Origin of the sequence: Micromonospora vinacea (genome assembly GCF_015751785.1) — a bacterium.
Lineage (GTDB): Bacteria > Actinomycetota > Actinomycetes > Mycobacteriales > Micromonosporaceae > Micromonospora > Micromonospora vinacea.
Genome location: NZ_JADOTY010000001.1, coordinates 4564815 through 4588657 on the forward strand (window position 1 = coordinate 4564815; position 23843 = coordinate 4588657).

General features: G+C 67.6%; 24 protein-coding genes and 1 pseudogene. 10 read left to right on the top strand and 15 right to left on the bottom strand.

Annotated elements, in window-relative coordinates:
* Nucleotides 1-6: 6 nt before the first annotated feature.
* The 4 genes from IW249_RS21525 to IW249_RS21540 form a co-directional block, all read right to left on the bottom strand.
* Nucleotides 7-2703 carry a bpX6 domain-containing protein gene (locus IW249_RS21525; protein WP_196922397.1) on the bottom strand — a complete coding sequence of 899 codons (2697 nt, stop codon included), beginning with the start codon at nt 2701-2703 and terminating at the stop codon, nt 7-9.
* Nucleotides 2700-4253, bottom strand: coding sequence for a hypothetical protein (locus IW249_RS21530; protein WP_196922398.1), 1554 nt, complete (start codon nt 4251-4253; stop codon nt 2700-2702). Before IW249_RS21530 ends, IW249_RS21525 begins: the two co-directional genes overlap by 4 nt.
* Nucleotides 4254-4363: 110 nt before the next feature.
* Entirely contained in the window at nt 4364-4774 is a 411-nt protein-coding gene (locus IW249_RS21535) for a bpX5 domain-containing protein (RefSeq protein ID WP_196922399.1), read from the bottom strand.
* Nucleotides 4771-5916 (bottom strand): AAA family ATPase, encoded by a 1146-nt coding sequence (locus IW249_RS21540; protein WP_196922400.1) that lies wholly within the window; start codon nt 5914-5916, stop codon nt 4771-4773. The genes IW249_RS21535 and IW249_RS21540 overlap by 4 nt, the downstream gene beginning before the upstream one ends.
* Here IW249_RS21540 and IW249_RS21545 point away from each other — a divergent pair.
* On the top strand, nt 5906-6127 hold the full coding sequence (locus IW249_RS21545; RefSeq protein ID WP_196922401.1) for a hypothetical protein: 222 nt from the start codon (nt 5906-5908) through the stop codon (nt 6125-6127). The two genes, IW249_RS21540 and IW249_RS21545, sit on opposite strands and share 11 nt — an antisense overlap.
* Nucleotides 6128-6393: 266 nt before the next feature.
* Here the strand turns inward: IW249_RS21545 and IW249_RS21550 are convergent.
* Nucleotides 6394-6630 (bottom strand): annotated as a pseudogene (locus IW249_RS21550) (tyrosine-type recombinase/integrase); the annotation flags it as partial.
* A gap of 144 nt (nt 6631-6774) precedes the next feature.
* Here IW249_RS21550 and IW249_RS21555 point away from each other — a divergent pair.
* The 4 genes from IW249_RS21555 (at nt 6775) to IW249_RS21570 (ending at nt 9161) form a co-directional block, all read left to right on the top strand.
* Nucleotides 6775-6972: a hypothetical protein gene (locus IW249_RS21555; RefSeq protein ID WP_196922403.1), complete on the top strand. Its 198-nt coding sequence runs from the start codon at nt 6775-6777 to the stop codon at nt 6970-6972.
* A gap of 194 nt (nt 6973-7166) precedes the next feature.
* Nucleotides 7167-7364, top strand: coding sequence for a hypothetical protein (locus IW249_RS21560; RefSeq protein WP_196922404.1), 198 nt, complete (start codon nt 7167-7169; stop codon nt 7362-7364).
* Between the two features lie 175 nt (nt 7365-7539).
* A complete protein-coding gene (locus IW249_RS21565; RefSeq protein WP_231392603.1) occupies nt 7540-8127 on the top strand; it encodes a hypothetical protein in 588 nt (195 codons plus the stop codon).
* Between the two features lie 740 nt (nt 8128-8867).
* A complete protein-coding gene (locus IW249_RS21570; RefSeq protein ID WP_196922405.1) occupies nt 8868-9161 on the top strand; it encodes a hypothetical protein in 294 nt (97 codons plus the stop codon).
* Between the two features lie 315 nt (nt 9162-9476).
* Here IW249_RS21570 and IW249_RS21575 read toward each other — a convergent pair whose 3' ends face one another.
* Nucleotides 9477-9902, bottom strand: coding sequence for a DUF6924 domain-containing protein (locus IW249_RS21575; protein WP_196922406.1), 426 nt, complete (start codon nt 9900-9902; stop codon nt 9477-9479).
* 953 nt (nt 9903-10855) lie between these two features.
* Between IW249_RS21575 and IW249_RS21580 the strand changes: the two genes are divergently transcribed.
* Nucleotides 10856-11788 (top strand): hypothetical protein, encoded by a 933-nt coding sequence (locus tag IW249_RS21580; RefSeq protein ID WP_196922407.1) that lies wholly within the window; start codon nt 10856-10858, stop codon nt 11786-11788.
* Nucleotides 11789-11987: 199 nt separating this feature from the next.
* Here IW249_RS21580 and IW249_RS21585 read toward each other — a convergent pair whose 3' ends face one another.
* On the bottom strand, nt 11988-12212 hold the full coding sequence (locus IW249_RS21585; protein ID WP_196922408.1) for a hypothetical protein: 225 nt from the start codon (nt 12210-12212) through the stop codon (nt 11988-11990).
* Between the two features lie 414 nt (nt 12213-12626).
* Here IW249_RS21585 and IW249_RS21590 point away from each other — a divergent pair, with 414 nt between their 5' ends.
* Nucleotides 12627-13523, top strand: coding sequence for a hypothetical protein (locus IW249_RS21590; RefSeq protein WP_196922409.1), 897 nt, complete (start codon nt 12627-12629; stop codon nt 13521-13523).
* Between the two features lie 422 nt (nt 13524-13945).
* Here the strand turns inward: IW249_RS21590 and IW249_RS21595 are convergent, their stop codons facing one another.
* A complete protein-coding gene (locus IW249_RS21595) occupies nt 13946-14824 on the bottom strand; it encodes an alpha/beta fold hydrolase (RefSeq protein ID WP_196922410.1) in 879 nt (292 codons plus the stop codon).
* A 38-nt stretch (nt 14825-14862) separates the two neighbouring features.
* Nucleotides 14863-15474, bottom strand: a complete 612-nt coding sequence (locus IW249_RS21600) for a GNAT family N-acetyltransferase (protein WP_196922411.1) — start codon at nt 15472-15474, stop codon at nt 14863-14865.
* A gap of 137 nt (nt 15475-15611) precedes the next feature.
* Between IW249_RS21600 and IW249_RS21605 the strand changes: the two genes are divergently transcribed.
* Entirely contained in the window at nt 15612-16577 is a 966-nt protein-coding gene (locus IW249_RS21605; RefSeq protein ID WP_196922412.1) for a GntR family transcriptional regulator, read from the top strand.
* Here the strand turns inward: IW249_RS21605 and IW249_RS21610 are convergent.
* From IW249_RS21610 to IW249_RS21630, 5 genes are all read right to left on the bottom strand, one after another.
* Complete coding sequence (locus tag IW249_RS21610; protein ID WP_196922413.1) at nt 16492-17481, bottom strand: hypothetical protein; 990 nt, start codon at nt 17479-17481, stop codon at nt 16492-16494. The two genes, IW249_RS21605 and IW249_RS21610, sit on opposite strands and share 86 nt — an antisense overlap.
* Before the next feature lie 638 nt (nt 17482-18119).
* On the bottom strand, nt 18120-18797 hold the full coding sequence (locus tag IW249_RS21615; protein WP_196922414.1) for a TetR/AcrR family transcriptional regulator: 678 nt from the start codon (nt 18795-18797) through the stop codon (nt 18120-18122).
* Nucleotides 18794-19540, bottom strand: a complete 747-nt coding sequence (locus IW249_RS21620; RefSeq protein ID WP_196922415.1) for an SGNH/GDSL hydrolase family protein — start codon at nt 19538-19540, stop codon at nt 18794-18796. The genes IW249_RS21615 and IW249_RS21620 overlap by 4 nt, the downstream gene beginning before the upstream one ends.
* Nucleotides 19541-19574: 34 nt before the next feature.
* Nucleotides 19575-20162 (bottom strand): helix-turn-helix transcriptional regulator, encoded by a 588-nt coding sequence (locus IW249_RS35050; protein ID WP_196922416.1) that lies wholly within the window; start codon nt 20160-20162, stop codon nt 19575-19577.
* A gap of 710 nt (nt 20163-20872) precedes the next feature.
* On the bottom strand, nt 20873-21493 hold the full coding sequence (locus IW249_RS21630; protein ID WP_196922417.1) for a TetR/AcrR family transcriptional regulator: 621 nt from the start codon (nt 21491-21493) through the stop codon (nt 20873-20875).
* A 194-nt stretch (nt 21494-21687) separates the two neighbouring features.
* Here IW249_RS21630 and IW249_RS21635 point away from each other — a divergent pair, with 194 nt between their 5' ends.
* Nucleotides 21688-22143, top strand: a complete 456-nt coding sequence (locus IW249_RS21635) for an anthrone oxygenase family protein (protein WP_196922418.1) — start codon at nt 21688-21690, stop codon at nt 22141-22143.
* Between the two features lie 242 nt (nt 22144-22385).
* Here IW249_RS21635 and IW249_RS21640 read toward each other — a convergent pair whose 3' ends face one another.
* Nucleotides 22386-23012 (bottom strand): TetR/AcrR family transcriptional regulator, encoded by a 627-nt coding sequence (locus IW249_RS21640; RefSeq protein ID WP_196922419.1) that lies wholly within the window; start codon nt 23010-23012, stop codon nt 22386-22388.
* 43 nt (nt 23013-23055) lie between these two features.
* On the opposite strand from IW249_RS21640, the gene IW249_RS21645 reads away from it, so the two are divergent.
* Complete coding sequence (locus IW249_RS21645) at nt 23056-23784, top strand: hypothetical protein (protein ID WP_231392605.1); 729 nt, start codon at nt 23056-23058, stop codon at nt 23782-23784.
* The last annotated feature ends 59 nt before the right edge of the window (nt 23785-23843 follow it).

A 23843-nucleotide genomic window follows, 5' to 3' on the forward strand; every position in this document is an offset into this window, starting at 1 on the left:
TTCCGCCTAGAGACGGGTCCGCAGGCTAGCGACGGCCTGGCAAAGCGTGAGGTCGATGACGACCAACCTGCCGTTCGGCTCCCACACTGTGAGGGTGTTAGCGTGGCGTCGAATACCGATCGCGCCGACAATTGGCGGAAAGACGACGCGTAGATTGCCGTCGACGACTTCCACAGCGGTGTGGTCTGGACGGTCGATGCGTAGAGCGGACGTCTCGCCGCTGGCCAACGGAGTCGGCTTCGTATCCACGGTCCGGGCCTCTGATCCGTGCCCAACCACGTGGTAGGTGTCGGTGTGCTCGTCGTGGCTGGTGGTCGTCAGCGTCGAGGACGCGAGCAGCGCGACGCTGGCGAGGTCGTCGAGGTGGACCGTTCGGCGCGTCCGCAGCATGAGTGAGGGTAAGTCCCAGCGCCACACCTCGGTGCGGGCTGCGCCGGAGCCCAGTTGATGGTTGACCCGGACCAGTGCGGCGAGGCTGGTCGGGCTCCGGGCGATGTCGATAACCGCGCTGGTGGGGTCCAGTTCACGCCAGGTGATGCGGGGGGTGGCGGCGGTCAGGTCGATGAATGCGATGCCGTCGTCGTCGACCACGGTGAGCAACGCACCGTCGTAGCTGGGCAGCACGTGGTGCGCGGTGATGACGACGGGCGGCCGCAGCCGGCGCGTGCTCAGGTTCAGGCTGCGGATTTCGCAGGAGGGACCGCGCTGCGCTACGAGCAGGACATTGGCACCGTGGTCGGCGACGACAAGCTGGTGTGCAGGCGTGTCCCAGCTGGCGCGGGTCCGGCCATCCAGGCCGATCAGGCGTACACCGAATTCGCCGTGTGCGGTCAGGATGGTGCGGCCGGATAGCAGGACCGCGTCATGGATCGGTAGTTGTCCGGCCTCGTCGGTCGACGTGATGTCAATCTGGGTGCCCGGGGCGGGCGCTCGTCCGGCCGGCAGCGGTGGCAGGTCGGCGGCGGCCAGTCGGTCAGCCCGGGGCCGGAGCCTGCCGGCGATCCGCCTGCGCTCGTCGGCATCTCCGAGGGGATCACCTCCCGCAATGCGGACCATGAGACGCAGCGCGGTGGTGCAAAGCCGGCGGTCCTGTGCCATGTCGGCGCAGCGCAGCTCGGACAGCGCCGCCAGGAAGCCGCGTTGGGCCGGCGCCAACTCGTGGTCATGACTGTCGAGCAGCGCGTTTGCGGTGGTCACCGTGTCGGTGGTCGGGCGCCAGGTTACGAGGTGTGCGAACAGGTACCCCGCGGTGTGGCCGCTGAGCGCCATGCCGGCTTGGAGGTTCGTCACCACCAGCGGGCGCAGCTCGGTGTCCGGCCATGCCGCGTCAACGGCACCGACATGATCGTCGGCGGCCTGCCGTGCGCGCACCCACTCGGCCCGTAACTGTCGGGCCGCCACTGCGTCGACCCGGGTCAGTCGCTCGACGGCTCCGGTAAATGCGCCCCGGGCCCGCGCCACCTGCAGCGCGCGGTCGCGATCGCCGGACCGCCACCACAGTCTCACCGCTAGGTCCGGATCGAGTTCACGTCCCTCGGCGAGCATGGCGGCGAGCCGGTACTTGTGGTGTCGCTCCAGCACCGCGACCGCCTCGCGTGGTAGACCAAGCAGGTCTGCGAGGACGAACGCGGATTCCTCGACGCGTCCGGCGCGGTCGAGCTCGGTGGCCGCCTGCCGGTAGAGCGTCCGCAGGTGTTGCTCGGCCCCGAAGCCGAGCGGGACCGCCGACCCGCCCTCGAGCTGCGGGTGCGGCACCAGGTCCCCGGTGCGTGGTCGGGGAAGCCGAAGTGTCGGGGGCCCAATGGAACCACCAACAGCGATCGCCTCACGCAGCGCCTTGTCCCAGTCACGACGCTCGAATGCGGCGTCGAGCCGCCGTAGGTAACGCTGCTGCGCGCTGACAGCCAACCAGGCAGCCCGGCTGGTCAGCACGAGTCGAGCGAGCAGCGCGTTCCACCAGCCACCCGATAACGTGCCGCGGCCAGTCTGCGTTGAGCCATTGTTCGCCGAAGCGGCGGCGCCTGAAGCGATCACCCTGCTCAGGCCGAATAGCAGGCCCGCGCCGATGCCAATAACCAGCATCCGGAGCGGCGCTGCGACGAGCGCGGCAAGCCCATACACGAGAACGGCCGCGCCGACCGCAGCGAGCTTCCCGGAAGCGCTGGGAGAGAGCCGCATCCGACGGTGCGGACGGTTAGACGCAGCCAGCAGCCGGCGGATCCGCCGCGGCGGCGGCGCGACACCGGCCACCGCGCGCAAGCCGGGCGCGGGTGGAAGCGGCTGCCAGGGCGATGGTGCCACCGCCGCGACAACCGGGCCGTCCAATGCCGCGAGCGGCTCGATCCGCAGGGCGGTCAGGTCGGTCCAGGAGTCCCGGTCGACGAAGGTCAGCGCAGCCCGGCTTACCCGCGTCGTCGCACCGGCGCGCGGGATCAGCACGTCGCCAGGCGCGGCGCCCTCGACGGGTGTGCCGCTGGGGTGTAAGACGCCGCCGCTGTCGACGAGAACGAGGCCGGGAGCCAGTTCCGCGCGCACCTCGACCGCCTTGTCGAACTCCAGCAGCCACGTCCCGCCGGGCAGCTCGAACAGTGCGGCAGCGGGCTGCCAGGCCTCGACGACCCGCTGGCGCGCCTCGACCTCCCCGATCAGGCATACGTCGATCAGGAGGGCGCGGGCCGGAAGCCTGCCGCGGAACGCGCTCATCCGGTGCTCCGGACGGTGCGCAGGATTTGGTTCGCGGCCAGGTCGACGACTTCGATCAGCCCTTCCGGGCGTGGCACCGCCAGCCATGGCTCGCTCGGATGCAGAGCCGGCTCGGCGATACCACCCGACCAGCGAGTGAGCGTCTGGGTTCGAGCCGGCGAGACCAGACGGACGATCAGTCCGCCGCTCGACAGCGTCACCAGTTGCGGGCCGTCGATGTCGACCATGCCGATGACCGTTGTCTCCTTCGTGACTGTGACGTCGCCGACGAGACCGGCCGCAGCGTGGATGCGCCAGGCGGTGCCGCCCAGCGACCAGGCCGTCCTCGTCCCGGCTCCGAGGACGACCTGAGCATTAGCGGGGATCCGCGCCCCACCGGCCACGCCCGTGACCCCGATGTGGGTGCCGGCCCGCCAGGCCATGCGCGGGTCATCCATCTGCCTGCCGGGGGCAACCGTCACATACGACGACAGCTGGTGGCTGCCCTCGGTGGACAGACTCCACCAGTTGCCACCGAGCTGGCACAGCAGGACACCCCCCTGGAAATAGAGTGGCGACAGCGCCCCCTCCGTGGCTGCCTCGACCTCGCTGACCGTCATGCCGATCGCGGCCAGTGGTACCGCGAGCTCCTGCAGCCGGCCCAGCGGCTTACCAGTTACGACCGCCCGTAGCGTCTCGTCGACGCAGGTCAGGACCACGAGCCGGCGACCGAACCAGGAGGCGGCCAGCGCTGGACCGGGCAGTTGGTGTCGTCGCGGTCGCCCGGTTGGCACCCGGACCGAGACGACCTCAGCGGGCCCGTCGCCGCGGGCGATCAGGTACGGCGCGGCGCTCGGGAACATCGGCATCCGCAGGGGACCGGTGCCGGCGCTGACACCGACGGAGGCGTCACGGAAGCCGGTGCCGCGCAGGACCCGCAGGGCGACCTCACCGCGAGGCAACGGGAGATCGAGATGCCGCTCGCCGACGACGACTCGTACAACGGTCGCTCCGTCGACACCCCACTCCTGCTCGTTACTCACCAGCACCCGGCTCCTGTCGGGCAGGTGACTGGCCAGTCGCGGCCCGGTCAGCAGCCAGGCTTGATCGGCCGCATCCAGCTGCTCCCTCCACTCCCATACGGTCGACGGGTTCGGTTCGGCAACTTTGCGGGCGACCAGCCAACCGGCGAGCTGTTTACCTAGATCACCGCCCCGCCAGCTGCCCGGCCGTTCACCCAGCACTCCGAACACCATCGACCGCCCCTGGCCGGCGGCCCGGCGATGCAGAACGATGAGCGCGGCGAGCTGGACCAGCCGGGCGGCACCAAGCTGCCCTGGGCCGGTGTCGACGAGGACGGCCACCCGTCCACGCACCGCAGTCGATCGATTGGCCGGTGCCAGGTACAGAAGCTCCCCGCCGGCGGCGCGGCGGATGAATTCGTCCGGTAGCTCCTGCATCAGCAGCAACTGCGACGGGAGTAGCCGCTCGATGGTGCCACGGGCCGCCAGGCCGTCGTACCCGTCTGGCTGGCCGTCTTCCGTCGAGCCGCCCTCCGTCACAGAAAACAAGTCATCGATCTGTCGTACCAGTGGGCCCATGGCAAGTGCCACATCGCTGGTCAACGCGGACAACGCCGGCGCCCAGGGAGTCAGCGCTGCCGGGAGGGGCAGGTGGTCGGTCATGAGGGCGCCAGCCGTGCGGGGTCGAGTGGTTCCCGCGGCAGCGGACCGGCCAGGACCAGTCCAGGCAACAGTGCGATCAGTCCGGTCTGCTGGCCGGTGAGGCGGCGCAGCGGCTCGCGCAAGAGATCCGCGCACGGCCACGGCTGGGCGAGCGTCGGTACCAGCACACCATCGTCCCAACCGAGGTAGACGGCCCCGTCGGCCCACGGCAGCTCTGCCCGATCGCCAAGCACGATCAACCAGCTCTGCTCCCGGCCGGCGCAGGCACGCAGGTGGGCGCCTGCAGTTACCCGCATCAGCGCGTCCGCGCGCAACTCCGCCACCACCGCACCCGACGCGGCCACAGCCGCAGCGGGCAGCGGGGTGTCGCGCCGACGCCACTGCAGGGCCAGCGGAGGCGCGCTCACCGCTGGATCGCGGTGACCAGGAGGCCGCGCATGTCCTGCAGCGCCTGCGGGGCATCAGCCCGGACGAACCCCGCGTCGATCTCCCGTAGCGTCGCTTCGTAGCGCAGCCGGCCGTCATGCGTCAGCGGCCCGGTGCCCAACTCGTCGAGCAGGCGCCGGCCAGCCTCGACCAGCCGGGCTGCGCGGGCCTGCTGGCCCCGGGCGAACTCCTCCGCCGCGTACACCAGACTGGCGTTTCGTCCCTGCGCCACCAGGTTTGACAGCGCCTCCCGGGCCGTGGCTTGAGCGTCGAGTGTCGGCGCGATCAACGCAAGCACCCAGAGATCGTCAGCGGTCGCCGCACTGCGCCCGTCAAGGGTCGCCGCAGCGGCCACCAGGCGCTGCGAACGCACCACCCGGCGGTCACTGAGTGGTACGCCCGCTTGGCGCAACTGACGGATCGCGGATGCCAGCAGGCCGCGCACACCCTTAAGGTCACATTCACGAGCCGCCTGGGAAAGCCGATCCAACGCCGGTAGCAGCGATCCCGCCGGATCGGACGGCCGAGAATTCGCGCTCCACCCAACCTCCAACAGCTCGTCGAGTCGCACGTCCGGGACCGGAGAGACGAAGACGCGAGCCAGAAACCGGTCCGCGAACGCTGCAAGAGCGGGATCATCGGGCAGGCTGTTGGCCGCGCCGACGCAGACCCGCAGCGGGCACGACAGGACAGTCGATCCGCGCCGAAACACTCGTTCGTTCAGAATCCCCAGCAGTGTGTTGAGGACCGCCGTCGAACCGAGGAAGACCTCGTCGAGGAACGCCACCTCCGCCTCGGGCAGCATGCCCGAGGTCTCGAACTCCACTGACCCCTCACGTAGCCGGCGGAGGTTGACCGGGCCGAAAATCTCGTTCGGCTCAGTGAACCGTCCCAGCAGGTACTCGAAGTACCGGCCGCCGAGTTGGTCAGCCGTTCGCCGTACGGCCTCAGACTTGGCGGTGCCCGGTGCACCGATGACGAGCACATGCTCGCCGGCAACGGCACACAGCACCACAACCTCGGCGACCACCTCCCGGTCGACAAGACCGCTTCGTGCCCGCGCGATGGCTTCCCGAAGGACGACGGCGTCCGTCGACAAGGGGGCCGGCTGCATGGAGATCATTTGCACCGGCGAAGTCTACGAAATCAGAGCCTTCACCGAGTACCACAATCTTTGCCAGATGCTGTGCGACGAGGCGTTCCGATCGGCGTTCCCAGATGTGCCGCGCACGCTGGGCTTGGAGTCCTGCAGAACCGCGCTGGGTGGTGACGATCTGCCTGGCTGCGTCTTCGCGACGAAGCCACCCGAACCTGGCGGCACCAACGGTCCTTGACTGTTCGCGGTAACGGGACCGGTAACGACGAGGGTGTGTGGGTGGCGACGTGCCCGACACCGGATGTCAGGGGCCGTCATGGGGAGATATCGCTCTGTCCGGATTGGAGGACGTATGAATAAATTCTGGCACGCCGTGACACAATCGTTGTAGAACTGGGGGTCAAGGGGTCGTCGGTTCGAATCCGGCCGTTCCGACGCAGGTGAGGGGCCATCTCGGAAGATCGAGACGGCCCCTTTGTCGTACCTGGATGACTAACTGAGTGACTATGCCTCAGCGTCGAAGATCCGGTCCATGGCGACTGCGCCGCCCAGGAGCACCGGCCGTAGTTGGTGCCGGTAGACGCTCTCGGTGACCGTCGTACCGGAGTGGCCGCAGAGGTCCGCAATCTGTTCGAGGCTCATGCCGCTGTCCGACAGCAGGGACACGAAGCTGTGCCGCAGTTCGCGAGGAGTCCAGTCGCGCGGGTCGAGGCCCGCGGCCGACCAGCGCCGTGACACCCGCGACCTCAGCCACCCCAGGGGCACCATCGGCCGCCACAGCGGTACTGCGGCTGCGGCGGGTACTGGGTGGCGGCGTCCGACCCGTCCGCCGCTCGACACGCCATCATGGGAGAAGTCCCACTCGACAGCATCCGACGAGTCGCCGTGCTGACCGACGGAGCAGCCCGCCTGGTGGCCCTGTTCGGCCTACTCGACTGGCCCGACGTGCTCGACGTCCTAGCCCAGGACGGACCGACCGAGCTGATCAGCCGAGTCCGCGCCATCGAAGCCGCCGACCCGTCCTGTATGAAGTGGGCACGCAACAAGCGCAGCGACGACGCTACCGCCGTCTACGCGGCCTGAGCAGCGAATCCGCGAGCAGGGCCGCCGGCTGCCGCGTGTCTAGTCCCACCACATGCTTGACGAACCCGTCCTAGGACATGCTTGACGGTTGGTCTAGGTTGTTGGCACGACCTTGCGGGAGGTCGCTGTTGCGGCGAGAGAAGCCCTTGTTGGGTCGTGGTCTGTTGAAGGACGCCACGCGGGAGCTTCGCCGAGTGCGCTCGATGCGCCCCGCTGATCCTGTGGATCCGTGCGATCTGGCCGAGTGGCGGGAAGCCATGGCTGAGGCGCTGGACGGTCTGGCCCGGGTGCTGCTGTTCGAGGCGGATCGCAACGGTGCTCGCGCGGAAGCGGAAGCTGCCCGTGGCGAGGCAGCACAGCTGCGCGCGAAGTGCGGGTCCCACCGCCGCTGATTTAGGCATGGGATGCGGCCTGCCGGCGATGTCGGGCTCCAGTTGATCCGTTAGGGATCAGCGTCAGATGATGCGTGACACCGATGGCAGCGTGTAGCGCCAGGCCGTCACTCAGCGCGATCAGATCTATAGAAGGCCGCAGGCCGCCCGGCCTCCGGCGCCGGAGGACAACGGGATGCTTTCGGACTACCAACAGCAGCTGCGGGCGAAGTTCCTGGCCGCCCCGGTCGTCGCGCCGCCAGAGCCATGGCGGCACCTCGACCAGACGTGGCGCAACATACCGGTGGGCGGACTGCAAGGCATCGGCTTCGGTGTCCACCCGCAGACCGGCGTCGACCTGCTGATGGTCGTCTCGATGGACGGCTTTGGCCTGATCGACGCGACGACGGGTGCGAAGGTCGCCCGGGACCGTCACCCCGACCCCGACGACGCGTCACCGTCCGGACCAGACCTGGCTTGTCCGGGCATCGGCGTGCTGGCGGGCACCCGGGTACACATCGCCGGGCTGTTCGGCGGAGGGCTGCACGCCACGACCGACGACGGCTGGACCATCGACGTGGCGGCGCCCGAGTGGCCGAACCATCGCATCCTGTTGTCCGCCGACGGCGGTGCCTATAACGGCCCACCAGGCACGACCTGGTGGCACGTTTTCCACGCCGACTACTCCGAGCTGCGCGCCGCCGGCTTCTCTCCGTCCGGCCGCACCCTGGTGATCGCAACCAGCAGCGACGTGACACTCATCGTCCGCCCCGGGTTCGCCTGACCGCCTACGTCACGGCACGTAGCGACGCACTTCGGCGGGTTGTCACGCATCATCTGAAGTCAACTTGTCACGCATCAAGCGGAGTACGACAGCGGCCTGCCGGCGAACTGGTGAGAAGTTCTGTACGTCTTCAAGGCGGCCCTTGACGGGCCGCACGCGCCGCCGCCTGGGCGCGCGTCCGTCGCTCCGCTGTCGCTCCACGCCGGCCACGCAAGACGCCCGGCGGCTGGCGCGGAAAAGCGGAAAGCCCGGGGGCCGCCGCAGACGGATCGGTCTGGGAGTGGTGGAGGTTCGTCGCCGGCAGCCGGCCGCGCCGCGCCGCGCCCGAGCGACGCGGCGCAGGAAATGGCACGCTGGGTCCGCGCCGCAGGTCACGGCCGTCGGGGTCGGGGCTGGCGGCGCGAGTGTGCCGGGCCGCCCCTCCAAGCTCAAGGGCGCTACGCGTCGCAAGCGACGGCCCTGCGGGCCGCCCTTGACCTCGGAGCCTCTGCGACCGTCGGGCAGGAGTCGTGGGCAGGCCGATGGCCTGCCCTCATATGGAGCGCGCCGCCAGCCCCGACCCCGACTCGTCGCCGGTCACCCCGGGACGTCAAGGTCCGCTTGACGTGATGGCCAGACGGCGACCTGCTCCCATGAGGGCGGGTCGACGGCAGAACGGAAGAACTCTTAGCCTCGCTACTATCACTAAGAAGTGATCATGGTGTTCGCGTGGAAGGGTTGGGGTTTGCGACCATGTGTTCGTGAGCAATAAGCAGGGCAAGGCTGATGGCCTTGGACAGCGACACGTCACGGTGGTCCAGCTCCAAGCGGCGCAAGACGCGCCCGGGTTCACCACGTTCTTCGAACCGGAAGGCGGAGAGCGGTTCATCGCGCCGGGCGACCACTTGACAGTCACCTTCGACACTGCCGAGCCGCAGGAAATCCATCTCGTGATGTACAAGGCCGGCTTGGCCTTTTGGCGGCCCACCAGCGGGGATGTGCGGGTCGCGATTGCCGATCAGCGAAGCCGCGAGGAGGTTACCCACCTGTGGTAGCGGCTGCGCTGTGTAAGTCCGTCATCAAGGTGAGGTCATGCCGCCAATCGGACCGATTTCTGTCGATCATTCGCCGTATCGCGGCGTAGGGTTTCGAGCCTCAGCCTCAGCCTCACCTGAGCTCGCGCCCGATCCGTGCCCGATGCAGCGGTCAACATCGGCCAGCGGCGGTCCGTCGCAGAGCTTGGCCGAGTCGCACATGCTTCAACGACCAGGGGGCACCAGGCCGGGGCCGGCGACTCAACCCGACTCCCAAGCTGACAGTGTGGTTCGATCTCCGTCACCGGCTTTGCAAGTAGGCGCCAGATCAGGACGTCAGTCCCGGTCGAAGCCCCGGTAGGTGTCCGACCTATCCATGGTGTTGGCGAACTCGGCAAAGTCCATGTTCGCAATGGTGAGGTTGGTCGAGACGTCCGCGTACCAGCGGGGCGGCACCCGGAAGGTGCGGCCGGGCTCGTCCGCTAGATCGAGTGCGAGAAGCGGGCGTTCGACGTCCGTCATCGTGGTCGCGTCGGCAAGGAAGAGGTACGTCAGCCTATCTTCGTAGCTCGCCGCGTTGTCGGCGTCGACCAGCTCATGGAGGCTCACGCCCATGTACTTCGGGTCGCTGACGAAGGTGGCGCTGTCTTCGCCCTCCGAGGTGCGCAAGGCCGCCTTCACGGCTTCCCAGGCAGTGTCGTCGGTGAAGTCCGTACGGAGCACCAGCGATGTGAGGTCGTTGGGTTGAGGTAGAGAGATCACGATGACAATCCTCCCTAGCCCTCCGTTGGGTGACTAACCGGGTGACGATCGGGACAGACGCCAGCGGACGAGCAGGGACCTTGGTGGATGGCTTCGGCAGGCCAACCCATGTGGAACGGCAGGTCAGCACCTCGTGTTGGTTGCCTGGGGGTCAAGGGGTCGTCCGTTCGAATCCGGCCGTCCCGACAGCGAGAGGGTTTCCGCAGGTCAGTGACTTGCGGAACCCTCAGTCTTTTGTTCTAGCTCGGTGAAGTGGCGTGTGAGGCGCTGCTGGAGCCCTTAACTCGGGCGGTTTTGCGACCCGATCTTGGTTGCCTCTGCGGTCAATCGCCTGGTAGGCGTACTGCATCGGCTTAGTTTTCTTCGCTGCTGGACTTCTTAACGGCAGGCGATTTTGGACAGATAGGGCATTGTTTTCTTCGCCGCGGGACGGCCGCGCATCTGCGTCAACGAGCGGTCCGCCGACGCGAATGTTCGACGGTTACTGGACGGTGTCGGCCGCCGTGCCGGTGGAACAGTTGACGCAGCGTCGGGGCCGATGGACAGTTCGGCAACGAGACCCGCCAGGACGGGCGGGTTGACCCCTACTCGCTCGCGCACGCTGGCCGCCGCGGTAGCTGACCGTGAACGATCGGCCCTTTTGCTACTCCGATGACCGCTCTGTTGAATCAACTGGTAACGGTGCTTCACACCGGATTCGCAGGCTCTCTACGGTCACCCGGTCGAGTTGAGGATCACGGGGGCTGTCGGTGGGTGCTTGGGTCGGTGCGTGTCTCGCGTCGAAGGAGAACGCGCTGTTGATCATGGTTGGCGGCGGAGTGGACTGGAAATCGGCAAGCCCGAGTTCGCGAGCGGCGTCTGCCCGTCGAACCCCAATCAGCCCGGTAGGGCCTCGGCGGCCCACGTTCGGTGTGGCACGATCCCGGGCGTGGATCTATCTGGGGCAAGGTGACATGGCACTCGACATCACTTACGGCCGACCTGATTTGCTGGCGGTGCGTAATGCGGCCCGGAAGGGTGACTGGCCCAGCCTGATGGATGCGATCAAGGCTGGCGTATCCGATGACGAAGATCGGTCAGACCGCGTCGAAGTTGCCGTGCAGACCTTGATCGGGCGATGGAAGGCCGTTGTCCCGGCCCAGTTCGAGCAGTACATCGCCTCGCTCGGAGCAGACGCTACCGCGTACCTGCTGCGGGGCGCGCTGGAAGTCGCACGGGCTTGGCTGTTACGCGGCGGGGCTCTTGCCCGCTACACCGGCGCCGAGCAGATGTCGAGCTTCCACCAAGGTCTGCACTGTGCCGAGGAGTTGCTGCAGGCGTCGGCCGCGCTGGCGCCGGCGGACGCATCGCCCTGGGTGTGGCTACTGCAGCTGGCGCGAGGGCTGGAAATCGGCCCGCAGCGTACCGGTGAACGCCGCGAAGAGCTGGCCAAGCGCAGTCCCTACCACTTTCGCGGGCACTATCAAGCAGTCATGTCCGTCACTCCGCACTGGGGATATTCCGCCGCCTTCACGGCACAGTGCGCGCGAGAGTGGACCGACGGCCATCCCATCGGTTCCCCGACTCACGCGTTGATCCACATCGCAAATTTCGAACGCTGGCGCCGCGACAACACCGGCACGCCCCTGCGGAAGGACATCGACGCTCTCGAACGCGCCCGGCAGGCGTCGACCCGGATGAACCTGGCAAGCTGCGAGCGGCCCGGCGAGATACTCGCTCACAACTACGCCGCCGCCTGGTTCAGCGTCATCGGCGACCGGAAATCAGCCAGGCCACACCTTGCCTTGATCCGGGGCCGGGCGACCCGATGGCCCTGGAACGACGTGGGCGCCAACCCCATGGCCGTCTATCGCGTTCACCGGCTGCGGGCAGCGCTCGGCATCTGATCCAGCGTCCCGTTGGGGTACCGACAATCGATGCGGTCGTGAGCCACTCGATCGTCAACGCGGGCCGCCTCTCGCGCACCACCGACCCAGACTCGACGGGCGAGGGTGTCTAGTACTCCAGCCGTAGATCGTGATCGTTGCTGTCGGGGCCAGTCGAGAAATCTTCTCCTGGTGGAGTTGATGCTCCCTGGGCTGGTCTCTATCCGGCCGAGCCGCTGGCCGGGTTTTCTGCGCCGTCTACTACGGAGCGAACGCAGGCCAGCCAGTCGCTCCACGCGGCGGGATCCGTTGTCCCGCCGTCTGCCTCGATGCCGATGTCTCCCAGGAGCGTGAGCAGGTCGTCCCCGGCGCGGTTCGCGAACTGCCACACGAACCGGGACATGGCCACGAATGCCTCGCGCTCGTCCATCGAATAGCGGCTCATCGGAACTCCCCTTCGGACGGAGCCCACACGCTGCGACTGTAATCGTGATCTTGCCAATTTAGACATGAGCGTCTTGCTGGACGATCAAGCCGCCAGAGGTAACGTCCCACCAACCGCATCGGGAACGGCGCTCGAACCTTGTGCCGGCGGTCGAGCCGGTCGACGTAATGTCGGCGCTGTCACCAGGTGGCCCACACTCGGATGACGGGGGGCGAGTGGGGGGTCTATACGCCGGTTGTACGGCGATTGTACGGGCCACGCCGTACCGTTCTGCTGTCCAGACTGGCCCATCGGGGAGCACCCCCGTGCGCCCTGGATGTGCGGCAACGCACGACGCCCAAGCGGGACCGTTTATCCACACCCCGCGCGCGGCGACCCTCGCCCCACAGTCGTACTACTGGAGGATCTTGCCTCATGCGTAAATCCATCGTGGCCGCCGCGACGGCGCTGAGCGTTGTCGCGACCGGTCTCGCCGTGGCTGGAGTCGTCGTGCCCGCCGGGCCGGCGGCTGCGGCGCTCAGTGACGTTCCAGCGGACTGTAGCGTCTCCGCCGCGGCGTACCGTTCCGATGGGCAGCGTCTCAGCTACGTGTACTCCGACAGGACGACCAGCACCAAGGCCTACGCCAACGACAACCTTGGCTGGGTGCCGTCGGCGCATCAGCAGATCGGTGCCTCTGGTGACGACACCAGCTTCCGCAGCACCGAGTACGCCGCCCATCCGACCGACGGCTGGCTCTACAAGGTGAGCCGCCAGGGCGAGTTGGTCGACGGCACCTGGAGAGTCACGGCGATCACCGCCAGCCGCTTCAAGAACGGGTTCGCCGATACCCGCATCCTTGCATCGGCGTCGCCGTACCTCTACCGCGTGGCGGGCACTTCGCTCTACCGCTACACGGAGACCTACGTGGATGACGTGTTCACGCTCTCCGCGCCGGTGAGGCTGACCACCACCGGCTGGGACGCGGTCAACACACTGACCTACGAGCGCAGCGGCGGAACGGGCAGCGCCGCCGTGGACGTGCTGATCGGCACCAAGGCCAACGGGGAGCTCAAGGAGTGGCGAGTCAACCGGGCCACCCCGACAACGATCACCTCGAAGGTACTGCGGGCGAGCGGCTGGGGGCCCTTCACCAGCCTCAGCACGGGCTACTGTGACGCGCACCCCAACGGCCGGCCGCTGCTCGGGATCACCGCCGCCGGTTCGGCCTCCGTGCACTTCGACGCCCTGAAGACGGACGGAGTCGGCACGGACATCAAGGGTGGCTCCCTCGGCTCGCTCGGCTGGACCGCGAAAGCTTACGGTCAGTAGCGGGAGGACCTCCGTGAGTTCGTCCGAGACTAGCTGTGCTCGGACGGACTCGTCCGAACTCACGACGCCGTGCCGACGATCCTGACCCGGGATTGTCGGCACGGCGCCGTTGTGAGTTCGAGTGAAACGCCGTCCAACACCTTCAGTCCGTGTGCCGCGACACGCTACGTAGCCACGGGTGATCAGTGACCGGAAGGCTGCCCGGACGTTGGCATCGGTCGCGGTGACGCACACCTCGGACGGCGGGCCGAGATTGATGAGGCCGGTGCCCGGGTGCGACCGCAGGCCCCGGAGCCGCAGTACGGTGCTAACACAACACAACACAACACAACACAACAAGCCGACAACAGTCCCCACCAGTAGGGCCAGTGTCTGAATACCTCATTCCTGCCCGCTTCAGCGACGCCGAATTGTGTGTCTGGTCAGCGGCTGGCGAGTTCGGCGAAGATCGCCACCAGTTCGGGTCGGTCGAACGGGCCGACGTGGGGTGCCGCGATGCTTCGTACGTCGGTCGGGTTGTCCGGGGTGAGGCGGTCGGCCTCGGTGATGAACCGGTCCTGTAGCGCAGGTGGGATCAGCCGGTCGTGGGTGAAGCGCACGTACGTCCGGGGAATCCGGCCCCACGTGCCCGCTTCGCCGCGGGCGTCGGCCAGGGGGATGCTGGCGGGTTCGTCAGGCTCGAGCGTGTTGAGCAGCCGGCTCACCGCCTCGTCGGTGAAGTCGCCGGCGAGGCACTGCTTGATGCCGTCGAACACCGAAGGGTCGGCCGAGCGCCAGTTGATTCGGGCCACCCCCAGGATCGTCGGATCGGCGACCACTGCCTGGGTCACCAGGGGGAGCAGGCTGTCACTGTTCTCTGGCGTGGCAAGGTAGGCCGCCAAGTTCGGCAGGTCGACGCAGCAGTACGCCGCCATGTAGACGACCCGGTCGAGCAGTTCGGGGATGGCGTTGCCGACTCTACTCACGGTGACGCCGCCCTGGCTGGCGCCGGCCAGGATCACGGGCCCGTGGCGGCGAGCGCGGCGCACCACGTCCACGACGCGCTCGACGTAGTCGTCGATGGTGATCTTGGCGAGGGGCGACGGCTCGGTTGCCAGCCCTTCGAGGTCCTGCGGGGCTTGGTACGAGCGGGGGAAGAACCCTTCAGCCCCGTGTCCCGGAAGGTCGACGGCCACGCACCGGTGCCCCCGCAGGGTGAGTTCGGTGATCAGTCCCGAGCAGAAGTACGACGAGGAGTTGGTGCCGTGTACAAAGACCAGCGTCGGCGGTCGACGATCGCCGGTGGTGTCTTTCGTCGTCATCGAGATTCTCCCTTGTCGGTGTGGAATTGGTGGGGTGGTCAACGGCTCGGTTGGCGCCACATTGGCCATAGGAGTGGGCTGTCCGCCACGTGAACCGGTTCGCCGAGGTCCGCGAAGCCGTGTCGCAGGTAGAGGGCCCGGCTCCGCGGTGAGCTTGCCTCCAGGTACGCGGCGAGCCCGTCGGCGTCCGCTCGCTCCAACCGGTGGCGCAGCATCGCCGAGCCGAGTCCGGCGCCCTGCCGCCCGCCCACCACCCCCATGCACGAGAGGTAGAGGTGCGGTTCGCGACGGGGATGCCGCTCGGCCAGTGCCCGCCCGAGAGTCCGTAACCGCACGCCGTTCCCGCCGAAGATCGAGCTCTGGTCCATGTCGGGCGCGTTCGGATGTTCCTCGTCGGGTGCCTGGCCCGCAGGCAACGCCAGCCATACCGAGGCACCCTCGCCACGACCGATCAGGTATGCCTCGGCGGCGCCCTGATCCAGTAGTTGACCGTAGAAGTACGACTGGAGACGGCCGCGCTCATCCGATGCGGGGAAGAGCCAACAGGCGACCGGATCGTCCGTGAACGCCTCGGTGAGGACGTCCAAAACCGCCTGCCGGTCTGCGACATCCGTCTGCCGCACGAGTGCGTACGGTGTATCTTTCGTCATGCGTACAACGTATCTTCGCTCCGGCAAAACCGGGTCCCTGCCGCCTAGGGAAGCCGAGTAAGTGTACTAGCCAGAGAAAGATTGACCTAGTACATTGCAGTCGGACGACAACGGCACCAGTAGATCGGAGGGCAGTCATGCCTTCGCCGACGCCGCGCCCGGATCCGCCGTACCGGCGCATCGTGGAGGAGCTTCGCGGCCGAATCTTGTCCGGCGACCTGCGGCCGGGGGACCGGCTACCCTCCGTCCGGCAAATCGCGCAGCGGTGGGGCGTCGCGGTAGCGACCGCGACCAGAGCGATGGCGACTCTCCGTGACAGCGGGCTGGTCGAAACGACGGTCGGTTCCGGTACGGTGGTCAGCAACGACGCCCGCCGCAAGCACCCGGTCGGCCCGGCCGCGTCGCAGTGGCCACGGCAGGCCCGCGCGTTCAAGCAGCCACTGGGCCGGATGCACGTCCTGCGCGCCGCCATCGCGATCGCCGACGCCGAGGGACTCGACGCAGTGTCGATGCGACGTCTCGCGGTCGACCTCGGCGTCGGCCCGATGTCGCTCTACCGGCACGTGGCGAACAAGGACGATCTGGTGACGCAGATGGTCGACGAGGTCTTCGGCGAATCCGAACTACCCGACCCAGGACCACCCGGCTGGCGGGCGAAGCTCGAACTCGTCGCCCACCAACAGTGGGAACTGTGCCGGCGACACCTCTGGCTGCCCAGAGCCGTCTCGTTCACCCGTCCGGCGCTTGTGCCCAACATGATGGCGCACACCGAGTGGATCCTGCGCGCGCTCGACGGACTTGGGCTGCCCATGACGACACGGCTCCGCGAGGCGCTCACGCTCCACGGACTGGTCGCCACCGTCGCGCTGTCCATGGCGGCCGAGGTCGAATCGGAGCAGGAGACCGGTGTCACGCTCGACGGGTGGTTGCTGGCACAGCAGAAGCGAGCCAACCAGACGCTCGACAGTGGAAGATTCCCACTGCTGTCGACGATCCCGACCGAGACGGTGTCGGACCTCAATGGACTGTTCGAGTACGGTCTCGCACGCCATCTCGATGGGTTCGCCACCCTGGTGGAGGATGCTGCCCGAGCGCGGTCATGAGGGCGCGACGGACCGTCGTCTGAGGGGCCCGCTTCCGATGCTGTTGGTCGCCTTCGCGTTCTCGGTCCCGGTCGGGTGGGGTCGGTAGTCTTATCGCCTCGGCCGTCCTGCGGTACTCGGCAGCGAGCGCGAGCAACGGTCCCGCGGCGGTGTCGAGCTTGCGGGCCGAGTCGACCAGGTGTGCCTGGAAGGCGGTGGCGGCCTTGCCCTGCCAATCCTGTTCGGAGCTGAGGGCACCCCACCGCACGTTGTCTGCCATGCCCGCCAAGGCTGCGGCGAGGTTGCCAAACACGTCCGCACAGCCCCGCACCCCGGCCCAGTCACCGGCGACCGGCTTCAGTAGCGATTCGTACGGGTCGTAGGCGCGGTCACAAATGCCCAGCTTGGCGGCGAGCCAGGTGGCGCCCCAGATCACGTCCCGGCTCACTGACGTGGGGCTGGCCGTGTCCCACAGTTGCGGCTCGAACTGGAACGCGTCGTCCTTGTCGTAGTCAGGTACAGCGCGCAGGAGCTGCTGCGGGTCGGTCCGGTCGGCGAACGGCGCCGGTAGGGCGGTGTCCCGGTAGAAGCCCGCGTACTCGGAGCGGTCCAGCGCCCAGTCACGCCGGAAGGCCTGGTCCAATCGCTCAGCGGCCGCAGCGTCGGTCCGTTCGTAGTAGTCGAGCGACTGCCGCAACGTTCCGCCGGTGTCGGCCGCCGTGTACTTCGCGACGTCCTCGACAAGGTCTCGAATGGCCAGCATGGCGTTCTCGTGCTTGGCGCTGATCCGGTTGATGAAACCCGGCCCGTACTCCAACACAGTGTTCGAATCGACGTAGGTCAACCCGGCCCGGGCGTCATCCCCGAGCCGGTCGAACAACGGCGGAAGGCCGCGCAGCGCGGCCACATCGACTGCAAAACCCATGGCACAAGCCCCCGTGTACGCCGACCGATGGCCCCCGTCACCGAAACCGGCTCACACATCGTGCTGCAGCCGCCAACTTCTGTGGGGGCGGCGTGTTGGAGGCAAGTGGCCTTGCTCAGGCGGCGTGCTCGGCGACCAGATGCCCGTCGACATAGGCCCTGATCTGCTGCGGCCGGAAGCCGGCGAAGAGAAGCTTGCGCGCCTTCTCGATGAGCACGGAGTGACGTTCCTCCTGGCCGACCACAAACTCGTACCGCTTGACTAACTCGGCCGACAGGACCCGCAGCTCCTGGCGGACGGGCTGGTCGTCTACCAGGATCGACAGGCCTCCCCAGAATTGCTGAACGAGAATGTCACCTCGTGTCGCTCTTGGACACCGACGTCAAAGTTGAACTTCACTAGCCGATTCTGCCGTACGGGTACAGGCGGTGGTAGCCGGTCCTGCGTCGTCCGGTACTGAGCGAAGGCCCGGAATACCCGGTGGAGCCGAATACGGCTCAGGCATACCTCAATGTCGGAACAATCACCCGTGCGCGCGGGGACTCCGCCGTCGGTCGGCCCCGGCGGCAGCCAGCGGCTCGACGAAAAAATGAAGCGTTCGCGCGCCCGAGGCCGCGGCCACTGCTGGATCCGCTCACTCAGCTAGGCCCAGCCGTCAGGCCGACGCCACCCGATCGCCGCACCGACCGGGTGGCGTCGGCAAGGCTGTCGCCGGCCCCGACGAGAACGTGGAGAAGATAGTCGTCAACGCTGGCTCCGATCCCGTAACCGGCGATTTCCAACATCACCCAACCGTGCATCATCGCCCAGACCTGGACGGTCAGATCCCAGTGCGGGCCGGCCCGGAACCGGCCCGCCTCGATGCTTCGGCGGACGTGCACGTCGGCGGCGCCGAGGGTGAGCGAATCGAGTTCGAGATCGCGAGGCTTCAGGCCGAAGTGGGCTTGCGCGACGCCGCCCAGCATGACGGCGTACAGATGGGGGTCGGCCAGTGCGCTGTCTCGGTACGCCCGGGCGAGGCGGGCCAGATCGGTGACCGGATCGTCGGTCGGGCGGACCGCCGCCAGCCGCTCGGCGAGCCGGTCGAGCCCCATCTGCACGATCGCCTCGACCAGGTCGGGGACACCCCCGAAATGGGTGTAGATGGCCATCGTGGAGGTGCCGACCTCGGCCGCCAGCCGGCGCGCCGAGAGCGCGGCCGGGCCGTCCGAGCTGAGCAGGCGGCACCCGACGGTCATCAGCGCCTCCCGTACCTCGGCGGTGGCCGACGGGGCGCCCCGCCCGCGGGCCGGCGTCGTCCGGCGGGCCGGCGTCACCGGCCACTCCGGGCGGTTGCCGGCGACCGGCCGGCCCGCAGGTCCACGACGGTGGCGATCTGCGAGGCGATCGACCGGGCCCAGGCCCGGTAGCCGATCTGCGACGGGTGGAAGCCGTCGGAGGCGAAGAAGTCGGCCAGCGGCACGAGCAGGTCATCGGCCGGCAGGCGGTAGACGTCGGGGTCGCGCCGGGCCAGCAACCGCAGGCGCCGGTTGTACCGCTCGGCCAGCAGGCCCAGCGACCGCCGCAGCGGCGCCGGCAGCCCGATGAACTGCCGGACCGGTGGGAGCTGGATGAACAGGATCGGCACCGAGCGGTCGAGCCGGTGGCGGATCCGGTCGATCAGGGCGAGCAAGTCGCGCTCCCAGAGCCACGGCGGGAGCAGCCGGGTCACGTCGTTGACCCCGATGGACACGACCACCAGGTCGGGGCGCCACTGCGTGCACGGGTCGCTGAGGTGCCGCAGGAAGTAGGTGTCGAGGGTGCGCGCGCGGGCCCCGGTGCGCCCCAGTACCCGCCAGCAGACGCGCCGGCCAGTCAGCCCGGCCACCGCGGTGGCGAGCTGACCGGCCAGGGCGCCGTCCAGGTGGTCGGCTCCGACGCCGGTGACGGCCGAGTCGCCGACGATCACCATCCGGATGACGGGTCCGTCGCCGGAGGCTTCGCCGAGATGGTCGCCGGCGGCGTCGGGCAGTCGGGGCATCTGCCGCAGGAAACGGGGCAACCACCGGTTCGCCGCCATGCCGACCACCTCGTTCGCCGTGCAAATAACATCGTTATGACACAGTGGACCTTAACAGCCAGGGCCGGACCGAGGCAACGGAAGGCCCCTCGCCCGGGTCCGGTGCCGCCAACCCGTGCCGGAAGACGTACACCACGACCTGAGTGCGGTCCCGCAGCCCGAACTTGGTGGCGATGTGGTGGATCTGTGGGCGCACCGTGGTCGCCGAGATGGAGAGCCTGCGCGCGATCTCCGGGTTGGCGACGCCGTCGCACAGCAGGGCGATCACTTCGAGCTCCCGGCGGCTCAGGCTGGCGGCCACCGGCCTTCGGCGCGGCCCGGGCCGGTCGATCCGGACCCCTTCGAGCAGGTAGCGGGTGGGCGGCGGGGACAGGAACGCCTCGCCGGCGGCGACCGCCCGGATCGCCATCGCGATGTGGCCGACCGGGTCGTCCCGGTGGACCACCGCCCGCACTCCGTGGTGGATCGCCTGCAGGGCGCTCGCGTGCTCGGCGCCGGAGCACAGGGCGACGATGTGCGGCTCGGCGGTGCCGTCGCCCGGGCCGTCCGGCCGGTCGTCGAGCGTGCGTTGCATCAGGTCGATCACAATCACCTCGGGCGCGCGCGGGTGCACAGTGGTCACCACGCCGTCGTCGGCGAGGATGGTGTCCGGCTCGTTACGCAGGGCCGCGGCGACGCCGGCGCGGACTATGGACGGGAGTTCTCTCAGAGCAGTTGTATCTCAGCCGGTTTTCCATCCTCCGGCTACTGTGTTGCGCACGATGACACGACAAAGAATCCAGGCGTGTGCCACGTCGTCGGCCCATTTCCGTATGTAATGTAGCTGTGATCGCCGGCCAATTTCAACAACCAATACCTGATCCGGCAGCGACGAATCCGATCCAGGTCGCCCTTCGAGAGTGAGGTCGAGCGCTGACCCATTATTCTCTGACTCCCAGTCTCCAGATAAGCACCACTTCAATTCCACGATCCGCTTCCTGAAGTCCGTGCCATCGTTGCCTAGGTCGCCAAGCGGAATCGCTGTCGGGTGGCAATGCCCCCGAATCGGGCGCTCAGCGCGCCCGTAATCCATCTGCGCATGCACCTTGAACGATGCACTGATTCCGCACGGGAGGTTCGACTCCCCTCGGACCACATTGCCGCATCCATTCTGTGTCTCGCGCCCCTGCGGCCAAGCACACCCGACCACGGGAATTCGCCTTCAGCTGTGCGTGCGTGCAACGCCTTGATGATCAGACCAGTCGTCGGCGATGGTCCATGCTTTCGGGTTGGGCGCTGCAGTTGCAGCCCAACGGTCCGACCGTCCCGCCGTTGACCTGACCCACCAGCGGATCAAACGCCGGCCCCACCTTGTAGAGGGGCGAGGCCATCGTAGGCACTGGTGACGGTCCTGAGGAGCTCGACGTTGCTCGGGTAGGTCGCCGAGAGGAGTTCGCGTATTGCGGGTTCACGGTCATAGTCGTCGGCCAGACGTAAGCCGAGGATGACGTTGGCCATCATGCCGGCGGCGAGGGTCTGACTGGCTTGTTCGGGTGTGAGATCGCCGCGGTTGACGAGCACTCGGTAGACGCGGAGGAAGCCGTCTCTGGCGAGTGGCCCGATCTCCGGATCGGTGCCGGCGGTGAAGGCGTGCGCGAGGCAGAGTTGCAACCCCTGCTCCTTGAACAGTTGAAGGTAGGCGACACCGATACGCGGTGCGAGGTCGCCAGGTGCGTCGTCGTCGATCGTCTGCTCGAACACCTCGACCACTCTGTCGAGCGCGTGCTCGATCGCGGCTCGGATGAGCGCGTCTTTGCTGCCGAACAGGGACACCACGTAGGGCTGGCTCACGGCGGCCTCGCGGGCGATGTCTGCCGTGGTGGTTGCGGCGAAGCCCTTGCTGCCGAAGATCCGGATCGCCGCAGCGAGCACGGAAGCGCGTCGCTGGGACGAGGAGACTCGTTTCTGGCCCATGGTTGACATGTTATCAATCAATCAATAACCTCTGCGATGCGCTGCCGATCGGCCACCTCGGCGGGAGCAACGGCGATCGCGGCGATCGGCTCCAGCCGTGCTTTCTCGTGTGCGGTGTCACGTCGCGGATGCTGCGCCACAGCTCGCCGATGGGGCGTGACACTGTGCAGTCCGGCACGATGAGAGGACCGGGTATGGACGTGCTGATGTTCGCCACCGTCGCCGTGCTGGGGTTCACGGCCTGCGCCGAGTTCGGCTCCTATGCTTTTGTGCATCCGGTGGTCAAGCGTCTGGCGCCGCGCGACCACATCCTGGTCGAACAGGGTCTGCTGCGTACCTTCGGGATTGTGATGCCGGTGCTGATGACGGCCTCGCTCGTGCTGGCTATCAGCTACGCGGCCCGCCCTGATGGGACGGGGTTGCCCGAGGTGTTGCGTTGGGTTGCGGCCGCGACCTGGGCCACGGGCATCGTCACGACCGTCGTCGTGAACGTGCCGATCAACCTGTCCACACTGCGCTGGGACAAGGATTTCCCTCCGGAGCGCTGGCAAGAGCGCCGTAACCGCTGGGAGTGGTTTCAGGGATACCGTTCGTGGGCCTATCTCGCGGCCTTCCTGCTCGTCGCTCTCTCGGTCGCCACGGTCGACTGAGAGAGTGTTGGGTTACCCGTTGACCACGTGAAGTGAGTTGATGGGATCCGTTGTGGTGTAAGGGATTACAGAAGCGGATACCGGATCAGGTGCGACCGGCTTGCCGACGGTCAGTCGCGGCCAGTACCCGCTTGGCTTTGGACGCGGTGCCCGTGGGACGAGGTGGCGTGGCCTTCGTGGTCGTCGTCTACCTCGTAATCTTCCGTACCCGGACGGCCTGTCATGAGGCGCCTCATGACACTTCAGGTCAGGAGTTCGCGGGCCAGGGCCTCGGTCCACCAGCGTTCGACTTGATCGGGTTGCCAGCCGCGTTCGTCGGTGAGTGTGGTGTAGACGTCGATGTTGCAGATCGCCGCGTAGATATCGACGGCCGATGGAATGTCCAATCCTTGCCGGAGAACGCCGCCCGGCCACGACGAGAACACCTGGATCCTGGTTTCGTCCCCCCGCTGACGGCCGTCGCGGTAGACGCTCGCCAGCTCGGGCTCGGTGCGGCCCGCCTCGCGTACGAGCGCGATGATGTCACCGGCGCGCTCGAAGAGGCGCCGGTCGTAGCCGGCCATCGCCGCGAGCTGCCGCACCGGATCGTTCTCGGCCCCTTCCAGTTCGGCGAGCGACTGCGATGGATTTGCGGCGATGTCTGCCGCATCGGCCAGGGCTTGGATCAGCCCGGTCTTGTTCCCGTACACCGCGTAGACGGTCGGCACCGAGACCCCCGCCTCCCGTGCCACGTCACGTACCGTGGTCGCCGCCCAGCCCCGGGAGAGGAACAGTCGACGAGCGGCGCTGGCGATCTCACCCCTGGTCTCTGCCGCTTGCGCCGCCCGGCGCAGTGATTCGTACCTCCGCCTACCTGTCTCGGCGGTCAATGGCTTGCCTCCTTCAGTTTTCGGGCCTTATATTGAATATATGTTGCGTAAACTCGGCGTCGGAAGCACCTGGACGTTCTCGCGGATCGCCGGACTGGCCGGACTCGGCTTCGCCATCCTGATCGCCTCCACCAACGCCTTCCTGGTGCCAGCCGGCCTGCCCCACACCGGCGCTGAGACCAACGACGTTGTCCAGTTTTTCACCACCCAACAGAACACCGTCGGCCTCGCGTCAGCACTCGCACCGATCGCCTGGGTGCTGGCCACCCTCTTCGGCGCCGGCGCGGTCTCCGTGCTGTGGCGAACCGACCGCGAGCAAGGCACAGCCTGGTCCCTGGTCGGGTTCGCCGGGGTGATCATGCAGAACATCACCTTCACCGGCGTGATGGCCACCCGGCTCGCGCTCGCGTCAACGACCGCGCAGGACAGCAGCACGATCGCCGGGCTCTGGGCACTACACAACGCGCTGTTCATCTTCAATGGCACCTTCCTGGCACTGGCCATGACCGGCCTGTCCATCAGCGGCCGACGCGCCGGCCTGATCCGCCGCTGGCACAGCGGGATCGGTTTGCTTGCCGCCGCACTCCAGTTCGGCTCGGCCGTGCTGAGCCCTCTGGCCATCGACGACCCCGGTACGGTCGCTCTCCTCGGCCTTGTCGGCTGGCTAATCTGGGTCGTGTGGATCGTCGCCTACGGCATCACCCTGATCCGCCCGACATCCGTTCCCATCCAGGCGATACCGAATAACCGACGCACCGGTCCCGTTGAGTGATTTCGATCAGGCCATCGGCAGGCCGATCTACCCAATGGCCAGCGTCGCCATCCAGCACA